Origin of the sequence: Enterococcus sp. AZ167, from assembly GCF_051714025.1 — a bacterium.
In the GTDB taxonomy this organism is placed as follows: Bacteria; Bacillota; Bacilli; order Lactobacillales; family Enterococcaceae; genus Enterococcus_D; species Enterococcus_D casseliflavus.
The window spans coordinates 1,685,530-1,700,073 of the sequence record NZ_JBIORB010000001.1; the positions used below are offsets into that span (position 1 = coordinate 1,685,530).

At 43.9% G+C, this 14,544-nt stretch carries 14 protein-coding genes; 3 read left to right on the top strand and 11 right to left on the bottom strand.

Features of this window, described 5'->3' with window-relative positions; all coding sequences use genetic code 11:
* Positions 1–12 precede the first annotated feature (12 nt).
* The 8 genes from dapA to IGJ05_RS07935 all read right to left on the bottom strand — a co-directional run bounded on the left by dapA (position 13) and on the right by IGJ05_RS07935 (position 6,896).
* The gene (dapA, locus tag IGJ05_RS07900; protein ID WP_060793030.1) at positions 13–918 is read right to left on the bottom strand and encodes a 4-hydroxy-tetrahydrodipicolinate synthase; all 906 of its coding nucleotides are present in this window, start codon (positions 916–918) and stop codon (positions 13–15) included.
* Positions 915–1,580 (bottom strand): SIS domain-containing protein, encoded by a 666-nt coding sequence (locus IGJ05_RS07905; protein WP_060793029.1) that lies wholly within the window; start codon positions 1,578–1,580, stop codon positions 915–917. Before IGJ05_RS07905 ends, dapA begins: the two co-directional genes overlap by 4 nt.
* Positions 1,581–1,604: 24 nt before the next feature.
* On the bottom strand, positions 1,605–2,891 hold the full coding sequence (locus tag IGJ05_RS07910; RefSeq protein WP_081116782.1) for a PTS ascorbate transporter subunit IIC: 1,287 nt from the start codon (positions 2,889–2,891) through the stop codon (positions 1,605–1,607).
* Positions 2,892–2,916: 25 nt separating this feature from the next.
* On the bottom strand, positions 2,917–3,282 hold the full coding sequence (locus tag IGJ05_RS07915) for a PTS sugar transporter subunit IIB (RefSeq protein WP_016610456.1): 366 nt from the start codon (positions 3,280–3,282) through the stop codon (positions 2,917–2,919).
* Between the two features lies 1 nt (position 3,283).
* Entirely contained in the window at positions 3,284–3,730 is a 447-nt protein-coding gene (locus tag IGJ05_RS07920) for a PTS sugar transporter subunit IIA (RefSeq protein WP_016610455.1), read from the bottom strand.
* A gap of 432 nt (positions 3,731–4,162) precedes the next feature.
* Entirely contained in the window at positions 4,163–4,294 is a 132-nt protein-coding gene (locus IGJ05_RS07925) for a FeoB-associated Cys-rich membrane protein (protein WP_115224854.1), read from the bottom strand.
* Positions 4,291–6,429, bottom strand: coding sequence for a ferrous iron transport protein B (gene feoB, locus IGJ05_RS07930; protein ID WP_142967585.1), 2,139 nt, complete (start codon positions 6,427–6,429; stop codon positions 4,291–4,293). Before feoB ends, IGJ05_RS07925 begins: the two co-directional genes overlap by 4 nt.
* A complete protein-coding gene (locus tag IGJ05_RS07935; protein ID WP_060793026.1) occupies positions 6,429–6,896 on the bottom strand; it encodes a FeoA family protein in 468 nt (155 codons plus the stop codon). Before IGJ05_RS07935 ends, feoB begins: the two co-directional genes overlap by 1 nt.
* Before the next feature lie 357 nt (positions 6,897–7,253).
* Between IGJ05_RS07935 and nrdH the strand changes: the two genes are divergently transcribed.
* The 3 genes from nrdH (at position 7,254) to nrdF (ending at position 10,798) form a co-directional block, all read left to right on the top strand.
* Complete coding sequence (gene nrdH, locus IGJ05_RS07940) at positions 7,254–7,478, top strand: glutaredoxin-like protein NrdH (protein WP_005225182.1); 225 nt, start codon at positions 7,254–7,256, stop codon at positions 7,476–7,478.
* Between the two features lie 97 nt (positions 7,479–7,575).
* The gene (gene nrdE, locus IGJ05_RS07945) at positions 7,576–9,735 is read left to right on the top strand and encodes a class 1b ribonucleoside-diphosphate reductase subunit alpha (protein WP_081116783.1); all 2,160 of its coding nucleotides are present in this window, start codon (positions 7,576–7,578) and stop codon (positions 9,733–9,735) included.
* Between the two features lie 97 nt (positions 9,736–9,832).
* Complete coding sequence (nrdF, locus tag IGJ05_RS07950) at positions 9,833–10,798, top strand: class 1b ribonucleoside-diphosphate reductase subunit beta (protein WP_005225180.1); 966 nt, start codon at positions 9,833–9,835, stop codon at positions 10,796–10,798.
* Between the two features lie 59 nt (positions 10,799–10,857).
* Here nrdF and IGJ05_RS07955 read toward each other — a convergent pair whose 3' ends face one another.
* The 3 genes from IGJ05_RS07955 to glpO all read right to left on the bottom strand — a co-directional run bounded on the left by IGJ05_RS07955 (position 10,858) and on the right by glpO (position 14,542).
* Positions 10,858–11,913: an alpha/beta hydrolase gene (locus IGJ05_RS07955; protein ID WP_194185653.1), complete on the bottom strand. Its 1,056-nt coding sequence runs from the start codon at positions 11,911–11,913 to the stop codon at positions 10,858–10,860.
* A 90-nt stretch (positions 11,914–12,003) separates the two neighbouring features.
* Positions 12,004–12,720, bottom strand: coding sequence for an MIP/aquaporin family protein (locus tag IGJ05_RS07960; RefSeq protein WP_005225178.1), 717 nt, complete (start codon positions 12,718–12,720; stop codon positions 12,004–12,006).
* Entirely contained in the window at positions 12,713–14,542 is a 1,830-nt protein-coding gene (glpO, locus tag IGJ05_RS07965; RefSeq protein WP_081116785.1) for a type 1 glycerol-3-phosphate oxidase, read from the bottom strand. The genes IGJ05_RS07960 and glpO overlap by 8 nt, the downstream gene beginning before the upstream one ends.
* Between the last annotated feature and the right edge of the window lie 2 nt (positions 14,543–14,544).

Below are 14,544 nucleotides of genomic sequence, written 5' to 3' on the forward strand. Positions count from 1 at the left end.
CATTTCTGCAGCCTACTGTTCTACTTTCAATGTAAATCCTTCCGCTTGTACATATTTTTGAAGCACTTGATCCACCTGCTGCTTTTCTTCTTTCGTAAGATCTAGAACAGGCAGTTTCGGTAACCCAACATCCTGTCCGATTGCCCGCAAACAGTATTTCAGCCCAGACGGAATCGTTGAGCATTTGCAGGCTTCTCTAAAATCATCAATACTTGCTTGTGCTTGCCGTGCTTGTTCTATGTTTCCAGCTACAAATTGTTCATAGATCGACACATCTGTTTTCGTCACAACATTTGCGGTTGAAGCCACAGAACCATCTGCTCCTAACTGTAATGCTTCTAAAATCTTAGAGTCGCTTCCCATCAGCAAAGAGAAATCCTCTCGATGATTTAATTCAAGATAGCCCTTAAAGTTTTCTAGATCACCGCTCGAATCTTTTATCCCAATGATCGAATCAATTTTGAGTAATTCCGAGAAAACATGACGATTGATGAAATTTCTAGTATTTGGCGGAATATTGTACAAAATGATTGGCAGTGTCGTTTGCTCAGCAATCACACGATAATGATGAATCAGCTCTTCATCGGTATATTTCAAAAGATATGGTGTAATAATGGAAGCAGCATCAACGCCGATTTTTGCAAACTCATTTACTAACTCAATCACTTTATTCGTTGCAATATCTCCGGCACCTGCAAATACTGGTACTCTGCCCGATACTTCATCGACAACGATTTTTGCAAACTGGATTTTCTCTTCTTTGCTTAAGGTATGAAATTCGCCATTGGTTCCTAAAATAAACAACCCGTGGACACCACCAGCAATCAAATGTCTTACAAGCTTTCTAGTGCCCTCTTCATTGATACCGTTCTCATTTAATGGTGTGACCATTGCTGGTATAATTCCTCTGATTTTCATTGTGTAAGCTCCTTTTTTGTCGTTGCTCCTAAGCTTCCCCCTGGATGCCATTTAAGGTAATCTTCTAAATTGATTTCTTTTGCTTCTTGCAGCAACACCGACAGAACCTGCAGCTGGATCATTTGGGCGATCACAGAGGAACGTGGCGGTTTATTCAATGAGTCCCCTTCTTGGGAAACATAAGAAGACAATGTGACTTCAGCACAGGAAGCTAGGGAAGAATCTTCATTTCCTGTTACCGCTAAAATTACGGCGCCATTGGCTTTTAAGGCAGCAAGTGCATATTCTAATTCTTTGGTGTTCCCACTATTACTTATCGCAATCACTACATCGCCAGCCACGACTTGTCCTGCCGATCCGTGCACAGTTTCGGTTGTGTCTAAAAAATAGGCTGGCGTACCGACAGAGGAGAAAAGTGAAGCTGCATAGCCTGCTACATAGGAACATTTTCCCACGCCTGTTACATGAACGCGCTTATGATTTTTTTCTGCATGGAGAATAAGTTCTTTGGCCTTCACCATCTGTTGATAGACTTCTTCTTCTTCAAGCCGATAAAATTGAGCATCGCTTTGGGCTTTTAAATTCGTACTATATGCAAACAAAACGTTTTTTTCATTCAATACAGATTTTCCTTCCTTATAGCAAGGAGAAATTGTATCCATCCTTCTCCTTGCTAATCATACTGTTTAACTAAATAGTTTTAAGATTTTGTCTAGTAAAATTCCGATAATATTGTAGTCGATTTGAGGAAATCCAGCGTCTGTGATGCCTAATTCAGAAAAAGCTGGGAAAAGCACCAAAGGCAATGCAGTCAGCAAAATACCGCCTAAGAAGGATGCGATGATCGCCCCTTTCAACCCGCCTCTTATTGAACCAAAGACACCCATGGTTCCACCCGAGAAAAAAGCAATCCCAGCTGCTGGCAAAAGCACAACGGGAGAACCCATAGCAGCCATGGCAAACGTCGCTGTTAACCCACCTATAAACGAGGTAATAAAACCGACAGGAACCATGGTTGGCGCATATTGGAAAAACACAGGAACATCTACTGCCGGCATTGATCCTGGGATATATTTTTCTGAGATCGCCACGAAGGCAGCCGTTAATTCAGCAATAAATTGACGCACACCATAAATCAGTACAGACATCCCCGCAGCAAATTGCAACCCTTGAATCAACGGATACAAGAACCATAAGTCGTTGCCAGCCATTTCTTGAACGACATCCATATGACCACTTAAAACTGCTGCGATCGTTGCAATGTAGAAAAGAATAATCATGAAAAATGCAACAGAGAAGACAAAATCTCGGAATACGGAGAAGAAATCAGGGAGCTCGCGATTGGCTGCTTTCTCTTTCTTTGCTTGCCAATTTTTCCCTCCAATGACACTGCCGATGACACCTGAGAACCAGTAAAAAATCAAGTTAAAGTGACCTAGTGCAACCCCTGCATTACCTGTCAGCTCATCTGTATATTTCTGAGCCAATTTGGGCAGCCCTGCTCCTGCAAAACCTAGCACCAAAGAACCAAAGATAACTGTTACCCAAGTGGGCATACCATTCGAAATAAAAATCAACCCAATGACAGCAGCAAAGAAAAGATAATGCTGACCGGTTAAGAAAATTGATTTTAAAGGCGTCAATTTCGCAATAACTAATCCGAATATGAACCCTGAGCCCATAATCATTGATATTTCAAAACCATATACATCCATGGCTAACGCTGTAGCAGGCTCTACTGCCAGAACCGTCCCTTGAACACCAAATGCGGTCTGAAACAACGTGGCAAAATTTGCAGCAATCGTTCCTACATGACCACCACCAATATTAAAAATCATAAACCCAATGCCCACTTTGAGGACACCGCTCAGGGTCTCCTTCGCAGGCTTTCTTTGTGCAAGTAACCCAATCAAAGCCAAAATCATTAGCAACACAGCAGTATTTCTGAATTGGTTCATTACTAAAATTGCCATTCAATTTATTCCTCGCTCCATCAATTTATTTTGTTTGCATCGTTTCAAGAAATGTTTCTAGTTTTCCTTGGATCTCTTCTTTACTCATAATATTTTGAATGCCTATGACTTCATAAGGTTTGTTTTGAAAATCAGGTTCCGCTGCGATATCTGCCATACTCATAAAGGCATCGCCCGTAAAACCAATGAGGACGTCTAGGTTTCCATGAATCGTTTCAATGGGATAGCCGTTTTCTTCAATCACTGATTTTACTTTTATGTGAAGCAGCGTTGAACTCCCCATCCCCGCACGGCATGCAACCGCTATCAAATATTTCTTACCATTACTTGTCTTAGGTTTTGCATCTGCTTGGATCGATGCATCATTTTTCTTTTTTTGAAAGAATCCCATCTTAACTCCTCGTTTCTTCTAATAGTTTTATAAATGCTTCTGGTGTCTGCACATTTGCTAAACGATCAATGATATTGTCCCTTGCTAAAACTTCTGCTAACTCACCCATCAGTTCCAAATGACTGGTCGGGTCTATCGCTGCCAAACAGAAAATGACTTTCACTGGATCATTGGGCGAACCAAATGAGATGGGGGTATTTAATGTCATCGCACTTAGTCCTAAACGACAAACCCCATCTTCTGATCGGGCATGGGCCAAAGCAAACCCAGGCATAAGCACGATATACGGCCCGGCATCTAAGACAGATTGAACCATCGCTTCGACATACTGTTTTGTAACGCTGCCATTCTTCAATAACGGCTGGGCAGCTTTTTTGATTGCTTCTTGCCAACTGGTACTGTCTTGCTGAAGTAAAATGTTTTCTTTTGTTAATAATGTAGTTTGCAAACGACGATTTCCTTTCTAAAAAAAATTTCTTTAGGTTTTAGTAAAGAATTTCTCGAGATCATTCCTATACACACACTATAAGTGAAAAGTTCTGGCCTGAATAGACGATTTGAGACCACATATTTGTACGCGCTTCCAGATTAAGTGAACTGCTCTTTTCAAAAAGACCAGATATACTGGCTATTTTTTTTATTAGCCTCCAGTTTTTCTCGATATCCTTCTTGAGCAGTTCACAAAACTTATTCTCTCAAGGAAAAAGTGAACCAAAAATGGACAGATCTTTTGCTTGCACCCACAATAAAAAAAGAAGCTCTTAAATAAACTAAGAACTTCTTAAAGCAAACAATCTATTCATGGCTAAGATCTACCGTTTCAATTGTATTTCTACCTGTAGGTATTTTCACACAAATTTTTACTTACAACTGCTATTTTCTACTTTGCTTCCTCATGCTTCACAGGACAACTGATATGACAATCAGAACAATGATCCTTTTTCACCATGCGGTACACCACACGGGTGCCATAGCCAAAAATCAGGCCGCTTAGAATTATTGTAGCAATCATTTTTCGCCTCCTACGACTTGGATCAAGGGTGCACTCCCGCGGAATGGTTTCTTCAACAGAGCAAATACCAATAGCCCAGCAATGAGGATTGCCGCGAAAACACCCAGCGTGAGGTGTCCGCCTTCAAAGACGACGTGCCCGAATTGGTAGACCAACAAGCTGGCGCAGTATGCCAAGCCGCATTGATAGCCAATGGCTAACCACGTCCACTTGCTGTCCCCCATTTCACGGTGGATCGCACCGATAGCAGCAAAACAAGGGGCACATAGTAAATTAAAGACGAGAAAAGAGTATGCCGCCACAGCAGTGTAATCGCCGCGCAACACTTGCCAAATCTCCGTCCCGCTTTCTGACAACTCCCCAGTTTGTCCGTAGAGGATCCCAAAGGTGCCGATCACATTTTCTTTGGCGACCAGGCCAGTGATCGTCGCCACGGCGCCTCGCCAGGTTCCCCAGCCTAGGGGAGCAAAAAGCGGCGCCAAAAGTCGTCCGAAAAAGGCCAAAATGCTTTGGTCTTCTGTGACCCGCTGCAAGGCAAAGCTGTAGCTGGAGGTAAACCAGACAAAGATACAAGCCACAAAAATTATCGTACCGGCTTTTTTCACAAAAGCAATGGCTCGATCACAGGCACTTTTCAAAATCGTTGTGAGCTGCGGCAAGTGATACGCTGGCAGTTCCATAATAAATGGTGCCAGATCACCTGCAAATAAAGGCGTTTTTTTCAAGACGATCCCTGAAAAAATCACAGCACCCATGCCGACAAAATAGGCCGATGGGGCGACCCAACTATACTGAGGGAAAAAGGCTCCTGAAATCAATGCGATGATCGGCAATTTGGCAGAACATGGCATGAAGGTCGTGACCATCACCGTCAACCGACGATCCTTTTCATTTTCAATCGTTCGGCTTGCCATCACGCCGGGCACCCCGCAACCGGTAGCGATCAACATGGGGATAAACGACTTGCCAGATAGACCAAACTTGCGAAACAGGCGGTCCATGACAAATGCCACCCGTGCCATGTATCCGCAGTCCTCCAAGATAGCCAAACAAAAAAAGAGCACGAAGATCTGCGGCAAAAAGCCTAAGACCGCACCGACCCCTGCCACGATGCCGTCTAAAATCAGTTCTTGCAGCCACTGGGCGACTTGCAGCTGTTCTAGCCAGTGCGCTGCTGTTTCGGGAATCCAGCTGCCAAATAATACATCATTGACCCAATCAGTACCAATCGTACCAATCGTCTGAATCGATAAATAGTAGATTCCCCACATAATGAAGGCAAAAATCGGTAGTGCCAATACGCGATGGGTCAACACACGGTCGATTTTGTCGCTGAAGGCTAAGTGCTGATCTGTTTCCTTGATGACTGCCAGCGCCAACAATTCTTCAATGAAGCCATAGCGCTCATTGACGAGAATGGCGTCACTGCTGTCTTTAAAGATCAGCTCTAAAATCGAAATCGTCTCCTGAAGGACTGCCTGCTGGGAATCAGTCAGTTTACACATCGTCTGAATCGCTTCATCTTTTTCAAAGAGTTTTATGGCAAACCAGCGTTTTTGCTGCTGAGGGATCGTCTCTGGCAAAATCGCCATGATCTCGGTCAAGCCAGCTTCTAGACGAGCATCGTAGCGGGGAGGAAGCGGTTGTGTATTGGCTACATGCTTCGCTGCCTCGATCATTTTGGTTAAGCCGCGTTGCTTCAAAGCACTGATCCCTACTACGGGAACCCCTAGACCGTAAGCCAGCTTTTCGAAATTGATCTGCAAGCCTTTTTTCTTTAATAGGTCGATCATGTTGATGGCTGCCACAGTCGGGACATTCATTTCTAATAATTGCAATGTTAGATACAGGTTGCGCTCCAGGTTGGTTCCATCGATAATATTGATCACCGCGTCCAATGATGCTTCCATCAAATAATTGCGAGAAATCAGTTCTTCTGGTGTGTACGGCGACAAGGAATAGATCCCTGGTAGATCTTGGATCAATACTTGTCGGTCTTTTCGCAGTCGCCCCGCTTTTCGTTCCACGGTAACGCCTGGCCAATTCCCCACTGTTTGTTTGGCACCGGTCAATTGATTAAAGGTACTCGTTTTCCCGCTATTGGGATTTCCTGCTAATGCAAAGTGATAGGTCATTACGCTTCGACTCCTTTTTCGACAAAAACCAACGCTGCTTCTTGCTTTCTCAAAGACAATTCATAGCCGCGGAGCCGAATCTCCATCGGATCACCCAAAGGAGCCAGCTTCACCACTTCCAAATGGACGTTTTTCGTAAGTCCCATATCCATCAATCGACGGCGCACCGCACCTTTGGCGGCGATCTGATTGACCTTCCCGCTTTCACCGACTTGCAGCTGATCCAAAGAGGTAATGATGGTTTGCTGCTGGGTTTCTGTGACATCGATTTGTTCCATGACCCGTTCATCTAAAGCGATCCGCGTCCCTTGGTGTAAAATGATGCCGCCTTTGCGATCTTTTTGTACCACAACGATTTCAACGCCCGTGCGAATACCAAGATCATTTAAATGAGCCGTGATTTCTTTGGTGGTTGCCAACGAGTCGATTTTGTATGTTCCAGAAGCCCGAGTTTGCGCCATTTTCATTGCTTCTTACTCCTTTTGTGAAGTGTTGTTATAATTAACCTACTTTAATTGAGAATGATTATCATTATAATAGAGCCATTTCCATAAGAAGTCAATCTGTTTCGGCCCTCACTTTGAATCTTCCTTCACAATACGGATTTTTTTTACTCATTTTGATTGCATATCCCCTGTATTAATTACGCAAAAACCTTGTAATTCTAAGTATTTTCCGCTTTTTTCCCTTGCATAAAAAACACAGAAACACTATAAATTGTGTATGCCGAATTCACAAGCACAAGATATAGTGTTTTTTCGTTGACTTTCTCCGAGACTTATTTATACTAGGTTTATAACTATTACAACTCGGAGGAAACAATTATGAATATCAAACTATTTTCTAAAAACAACTGCATGCAATGTAAAATGGCGAAACGCTTTTTAAGTGAAAATCAGATTGCATTTGAAGAAATCAATATTGATAATGAGCCTGAAGCATTAGAATTTTTGAAAGAACAAGGATTCCAAAGTGTGCCAGTCATTACCTCTGATGCGCAAACGATCATCGGTTTCCGTCCAGATCAACTACGTCAATTAGCGAGCTAAGATTTTTCTCAATGTGATGCTTTTGAGGGATTTGTCAGTCGTCCAGACCGCAAGTCCTTTTTTATACGAACAAAACAAGAAAAGAGGTTAGCCATTTATGAGCTTGAAAGAAATCAAAGATGTCAGTTATTTCAAATTGAATAATGAGATCAACCGTCCAGTAGATGGTCAAATTCCATTAAATAAAGACAAAGAAGCCTTAGCGGCATTCTTTAAAGAAAACGTTGAACCAAATACCTTAACCTTTGCGACTGCAATGGACAAAATCAATTATTTGATTGAAAATGATTATTTAGAAGAAGAATTTATCAAAAAGTATCGCCCTGCCTTTATTGAGCAATTGTATCAATTCTTAGATGAGCAACACTTTACTTTCAAATCATTTATGGCTGCTTACAAATTTTATTCACAATACGCATTAAAAACGAATGATGGTACCGCGTATCTAGAACGTTACGAAGATCGGGTCGCTTTCAACGCCCTTTACTTTGCGGATGGCAATGAAGAGTTAGCAATGAGCTTGGCGGATGAAATGATCTACCAACGTTACCAACCAGCAACCCCTTCTTTCTTGAATGCAGGACGCAAACGTCGCGGTGAGTTGGTTTCTTGTTTCTTGATCCAAATCACTGATGACATGAACGCGATCGGTCGTGGGATCAACTCCGCGCTGCAACTTTCACGAATCGGTGGCGGTGTCGGGATCACGTTATCAAACTTGCGGGAAGCCGGCGCGCCTATCAAAGGCTACGAAGGGGCAGCAAGTGGTGTGATGCCTGTAATGAAATTGTTTGAAGATAGCTTCAGCTACTCAAACCAATTGGGTCAACGGCAAGGGGCTGGCGTGGTCTACTTGAACGTCTTCCACCCAGACATCATCAGCTTTTTATCAGCGAAAAAAGAAAATGCGGATGAAAAAATCCGTGTCAAAACCTTATCATTAGGCGTGATCGTACCTGACAAATTCTACGAATTGACGCGTAAAAATGAAGAGATGTATCTCTTTAGTCCCTACAGTGTCGAAAAAGAATATGGCGTGCCCTTCTCTTATGTCGATATCACCAAGGAATACGACAACTTAGTCATGAACCCACGGATTCGCAAAACCAAAATCAGAGCCCGTGATCTAGAAAACGAAATTTCTAAATTGCAGCAAGAATCTGGTTATCCTTATATCATCAATATCGATACAGCAAACCGCAGCAACCCAATCGATGGCAAGATCATCATGAGTAATCTTTGTTCCGAGATCCTTCAAGTCCAAGCACCATCTGAGATCAACGGCAAACAAGAATACGAAGTTTTAGGAACAGATATCAGCTGTAACTTAGGTTCCACCAATATCGTGAAATTGATGGACAGCCCTGACTTTGGGAAATCTGTTCGAGCAATGACTCGTGCCTTGACCTTTGTTACTGATGCGTCTGACATTGACGTAGTACCATCGATCCAAAATGGGAATGCCTTGAACCACACGATCGGTTTAGGCGCAATGGGCTTGCATACCTATTTTGCAAAAAATCAAATGGAATATGGTTCACCAGAATCCCTTGAATTTACTGATCTTTATTTCATGTTGTTGAACTATTGGACATTGGTTGAAAGCAATGCCATCGCCAAAGAAAAAGGCGAAGTTTTCCATAACTTTGAAAAATCAGCGTATGCAGACGGCAGCTACTTCACCGATTATATCCAAGGTGACTACCAACCAAAATCGGAAAAAGTCAAAGCATTGTTCGAAGGCGTCTTTTTACCAACTGGTGAAGATTGGGCAGCCTTGGCACAAACCGTCAAAGAAACCGGCTTGTATCACCAAAACCGCCTAGCCGTTGCACCAAATGGTTCGATCTCTTATATCAATGATACGAGTGCCAGCATCCACCCAATCACTCGGATGATCGAAGAACGCCAAGAAAAGAAAATCGGCAAGATCTACTATCCAGCACCTTACTTGAGCAATGAGACGATCGGCTACTACAAATCAGCCTACGATATGGATATGCGCAAAGTGATCGATGTTTACGCAACTGCTCAAAAACACGTCGATCAAGGTATGAGTATGACCTTGTTTATGCGTTCAGATATTCCAGAAGGTCTTTACGAATGGAAAGAAACGACAAAACAAACCACCCGTGATTTGAACATTTTGCGTCACTACGCTTTCCACAAAGGCATCAAATCGATCTACTATGTACGGACCTTTACAGATGATGCAGAAGAGATCGGCAGCAACCAATGTGAAAGCTGCGTCATCTAATCCAACTTTTGCCTGAAAACGAACCAACCGCCTGCCCCTGCTCTTTCTTGACAGCGGGTCGGCTGTTGTCTTGATACGATTATTGGAGGAACCGACTATGGGTAAGACTTACTATGAAGCAATCAACTGGAATGAGATCGAAGATATCATCGATAAATCCACTTGGGAAAAATTAACAGAACAATTCTGGTTAGACACGCGGATCCCTTTATCAAATGACCTTGATGACTGGCGGACGCTATCACCATTAGAAAAAACAACGGTGGGCTACGTCTTTGGCGGCTTGACTTTATTAGATACCGTTCAATCAGAAAGCGGTATGGATCAACTGCGTAAAGATGTCCGCACCCCACATGAAGAAGCGGTCTTGAACAACATCCAATTTATGGAATCTGTCCATGCAAAAAGCTATTCATCGATTTTCAGCACCCTGAATACAAAAGCGGAGATCGCTGATATTTTTGAATGGACCAACACCAATCCATATTTGCAAAAGAAAGCCGAACGAATCAATGAGATCTACAAAAATGGCACACCGCTAGAGAAAAAAATCGCCAGTGTATTTCTAGAGACCTTCTTATTCTATTCAGGTTTCTATACACCCCTTTACTACTTAGGCAATAACAAACTAGCGAACGTAGCGGAGATCATCAAATTGATCATTCGTGACGAATCCGTTCACGGCACGTATATCGGCTACAAATTCCAATTAGGTTTCAACGAATTACCAGAAGACGAACAGCAAAAGCTAAAAGACTGGATGTACGACTTGTTGTATGAGTTGTATGAAAATGAAGAGCGTTATACCGAAGAATTATACGATGAGATCGGCTGGACCGAAGAAGTCAAAACCTTCTTGCGTTACAATGCCAATAAGGCTTTGATGAATCTAGGTCAAGACCCGCTTTTCCCAGATACCGCCAACGATGTCAATCCAATCGTCATGAACGGTATTTCAACTGGTACCAGCAACCACGACTTCTTCTCACAAGTTGGGAACGGGTATCTGCTTGGTTCCGTAGAAGCGATGAAAGACGATGACTACTTCATCGGACTTGATTGATCTGCTGACAAATAAACACCTTGTTTCTCGCCAATTGAGGGTGAGAAACAAGGTGTTTTTTAGTGAGCCAGCTGGTCTTTGATAAAGGTCAACGTTTCTGTCAAACAGGCCTGTGCTTGGGGCAAGCTATAATCAAATTGGTATTCGTGGGTCACCGTTTCCGAATCCCCTTTGTAAAAGCGACTCGTCACGGGAATATCAAGAGCTTGCAGCCGGTTGGCAAAGGCAATGCCTTGGTCTTCAAAGGAATAGGCATTGCCATCCGTGATATACGTTGGTGGAAAATCAGCCGTCAATTTATCCACCAGCGAGATCTCCTGCAGTTGGGGACTATCTTGCCATTCTTTTTTGCCTAATAACGACCAAGCAACCGTTTTGACAAAGAATTTCATAAAGCGATCATCTGAAGAAGTCCCGGCGATCTGCTTCAAATCAAGCGGTCCGCAATAGGAAATAAACCCTTTCAGGGCCGATGCAGGAATGTCTTGATCAAAGGACATTTCCTTCGCATACGCTGGATTGGTTTGCAGCGCCACATATTGCCCAGCGATTTGGGCCCCTGCAGAATCCCCGCCGAAGAAGAGTTGATCGAAATCCAGCATGGGGTATGCTTGGGCATCTGCTTTGATCGAGTCTACCGCTTGGGCTACTTGTTTGACCTGTCCAGGATAATGCAGACTTGGTGCCCATTCATAATTGATCGAAATCACAGCGGCTTTGGTTTCATCGGCGACATAGGTCGCAAACTCTTTGACCCCTTCTTTGTCTCCGCCGACATAGCCGCCCCCATGGACCCAAAAAATGACTGGAACAGGGCCTTGTGCCTCTTTGGGATAATATAGATCAAAGGTACTGCGTTGATAATCCGATTGATACGTCAAGTCCTGTTTGACCGTCACATTCGGCAAACTTTTTTGATAAGCTGCCTCATCCTTGATGGTCACTTCTTGGTTAAACAGATGACCGATCAAAAAAGCCCCCGGTCGTGGGGAGAGTTGAAAAGCCAGAAAAACGGCAGCTAAGAGTCCGATCAGGACCATCGCCACCCACATGAAAAAGCGCAGAATTTTTTTCACGCAAAAGCTCCTTCCTTCTTTCTGTTTCAGCTTTTTCATTTAACCATGTTTTTTTAGCAAATTCAATGACAATTGCTAAAGATTAAAAAAGGATGATACCAATAGGCATCATCCTTAAAATAACATCGTTTATAATGGCAACATCATAAACAAACCAGCAGCGATCGCTGCCCCGATCATTGGACCGATGATTGGTACTAACGCATAGCCCCAATCGGAAGTCCCTTTGTTTTTGATTGGCAAGATTTGGTGAGCAATCCGTGGTCCTAAGTCCCGTGCCGGATTGATGGCATAGCCTGTTGGTCCACCAAGCGACAGCCCGATCGCTAAGATCAAGATCCCAACGACGATGGGATTTAATCCATCCGTAAAGGTATTGGCACCAAAAGCCAATAAGCCAAAGACTAAGACAAAGGTACCAATCACTTCAGTGATGGTATTCGATACTAAATTACGAACTGCAGGCCCTGTTGCAAAGGTACCTAAAATCGCGCCTTGGTCTTTTGTTTCATCCCATAATGGCAAGTAGTTAAGCCAAACGAGGATCGCCCCTACGATCGCACCAGCAATTTGTGCCAGCATAAACGGTACAGCCAAGCTCCAAGAAAAATTCCCCGTCATCGCCATGCCTAATGTAACGGCTGGATTCAAGTGAGCAGGTCCCATGTACCCTGAAACGTAAACGGCAATCGTTACCGCTGTCGCCCAGCCCATTGCGATCACGATCCAGCCAGAGGCTTCTGCTTTACTCTTTTTCAGATTGACAGCCGCACACACACCATCCCCTAACAAAACCAAAATAGCCGTTCCTAGAAATTCACTAAAGATCTGGGTTGTTTCATTCATCTTTTTTTCCTCCTTTTAAGGCTGTTAAATCTGATTCTGCGATCACTTGGTTCAATTCTGCTACATGGGCTGCTTTTTCTTCCTCGCTCCAGCCAAAGAAGTCGATCATAGCTGCAACGACACCGGCTTTGACTTCATCTAAGGTGTCTCGCATAAATAGGATATGGTTGGTCCGACGCAATAGATAATCGACAGGCGTCAGAACCATTTCTTCATGCAAGGAATAGTTCAAGGCCGTACTTTCTTTTTCATCTAAGCCCTCAAACTTCGTCTTGTAGTTCAACACTTGGGGAAGATTCGACCCATAAAGATGAGCCAAATACGTCGCAGCGGCTTCATCGAATCCAGCGGCTTGCGCTTGGTCAGCCAGCTTCGCTAAGTCTTCCTCTACATTGGCTGCATCAAGCTCACCACCAGAAACTGGGTACGTGGTTGAATCCACCAACTCGAAGGATGCACCGCTTTCTTGGAGCAATTCATTGATCCGTTTGACTGCTCCTTCCGCCATCAAGCGATAATCGGTGATTTTTCCCCCTGCCAACGTCAATAGTCCGTCTTTTGAGCGTTCCAAACTGCTGCCGCGAGAAACTTGCGATGGATCCACTTTGCTGGCTTCTACTCGTTCTTGTGCTTGTTTTACGGCTTTTTCTACGACTGGTCGCTGCCGCTCATCTTCAAGATACTCTTTGACGCTTTCAACGATCTGCTCAAAGCTTTCATCCGATAGTTTGCCTTTACCGCCGCCATTGTAATCAGACCCGCCATTATTCACAATCAACGGACGCAATCCTGCCCAGCTCGCTTCGATATCATCAAGGGTGATCTGAGCGTGAGGGAAGCGTTCATTCACGATGGTCAGTAGATAATCAACATCTTCTTGCGTGACCGTTGGATGGGCGAAATCGCCTGTATAATCCGTATCGGTTGTGCCAAAATAGGTCTTATTTTCTCTTGGTACCACGAAAACCATCCGACCATCATTTTTCCCAGTATCAAAATAGGTTGGTTGCGGCACTTTTAGTTTTTCCCGATCGACCACTAAATGGACACCTTTCGTCGGACGCATTTGTGACGGCAACTCATCATTCTTGTCTAATTGACGAACGATGTCTGACCAAGGGCCTGTCGTGTTGATCACGACTTTGGCGTGAACCTCAAAGCGCTCGTTTGTCAGTTGATCCTCCACTTCTACCCCATTGATGATGCCTTGCTCATCATGTAAGATGCCGACGACTTTGGCTTTACTGATCATTGCTGCCCCATCGGCTTGTGCTCGTTTGATGTTTTCGATCACCAAGCGGGCATCGTTGTTGCGAAAATCAAGATAGACACCGCCACCGACTAAGTTTTCCGCCTGCAGCTGAGGTTCGCGTTCTAAGACCTCTTCTTTCGTCAGCAGATAATTTTCGTATTTACTGCCTGTCACATTCGCTAAGCGATCATAAAGATCCATCGCCACTTTGACAGAAAACAAGGAGAAGGTTGCCCCTGGTTCATCATAGATTGGCAAAAGCATTGGATCTGGTTTCGGGATATGCGGAGCAATTTGCTGCACGATCGCGCGCTCCCGCACGGTGTCAGCGACCACTTCCACGTCAAAGGTTTTCAAATAGCGAATACCACCATGAACAAGTTTGGTGGACCGCGAAGACGTTCCTTCGGCAAAATCCTGCATTTCCAAAAGAACCGTCTTCATCCCAGCGGCTGCGGTTTGAACAGCAACCCCCGCGCCAGTGATCCCACCACCGATGATCAATACATCATAGGTGGTCTTTGCCGCTTCTTGAATGGTTTGCTTCCGATCTTTATGTGAAAAGGTCATGG

Coding starts and splice junctions, on each gene's coding strand:
- IGJ05_RS07955 (WP_194185653.1), bottom strand. CDS start 11,913: ATGAAAAAGCTGAAACAGAAAGAAGGAAGGAGCTTTTGCGTGAAAAAA.
- dapA (WP_060793030.1), bottom strand. CDS start 918: ATGAAAATCAGAGGAATTATACCAGCAATGGTCACACCATTAAATGAG.
- nrdE (WP_081116783.1), top strand. CDS start 7,576: ATGAGCTTGAAAGAAATCAAAGATGTCAGTTATTTCAAATTGAATAAT.
- nrdH (WP_005225182.1), top strand. CDS start 7,254: ATGAATATCAAACTATTTTCTAAAAACAACTGCATGCAATGTAAAATG.
- IGJ05_RS07960 (WP_005225178.1), bottom strand. CDS start 12,720: ATGAATGAAACAACCCAGATCTTTAGTGAATTTCTAGGAACGGCTATT.
- IGJ05_RS07925 (WP_115224854.1), bottom strand. CDS start 4,294: ATGATTGCTACAATAATTCTAAGCGGCCTGATTTTTGGCTATGGCACC.
- nrdF (WP_005225180.1), top strand. CDS start 9,833: ATGGGTAAGACTTACTATGAAGCAATCAACTGGAATGAGATCGAAGAT.
- feoB (WP_142967585.1), bottom strand. CDS start 6,429: ATGACCTATCACTTTGCATTAGCAGGAAATCCCAATAGCGGGAAAACG.
- glpO (WP_081116785.1), bottom strand. CDS start 14,542: ATGACCTTTTCACATAAAGATCGGAAGCAAACCATTCAAGAAGCGGCA.
- IGJ05_RS07905 (WP_060793029.1), bottom strand. CDS start 1,580: ATGGATACAATTTCTCCTTGCTATAAGGAAGGAAAATCTGTATTGAAT.
- IGJ05_RS07910 (WP_081116782.1), bottom strand. CDS start 2,891: ATGGCAATTTTAGTAATGAACCAATTCAGAAATACTGCTGTGTTGCTA.
- IGJ05_RS07915 (WP_016610456.1), bottom strand. CDS start 3,282: ATGGGATTCTTTCAAAAAAAGAAAAATGATGCATCGATCCAAGCAGAT.
- IGJ05_RS07935 (WP_060793026.1), bottom strand. CDS start 6,896: ATGAAAATGGCGCAAACTCGGGCTTCTGGAACATACAAAATCGACTCG.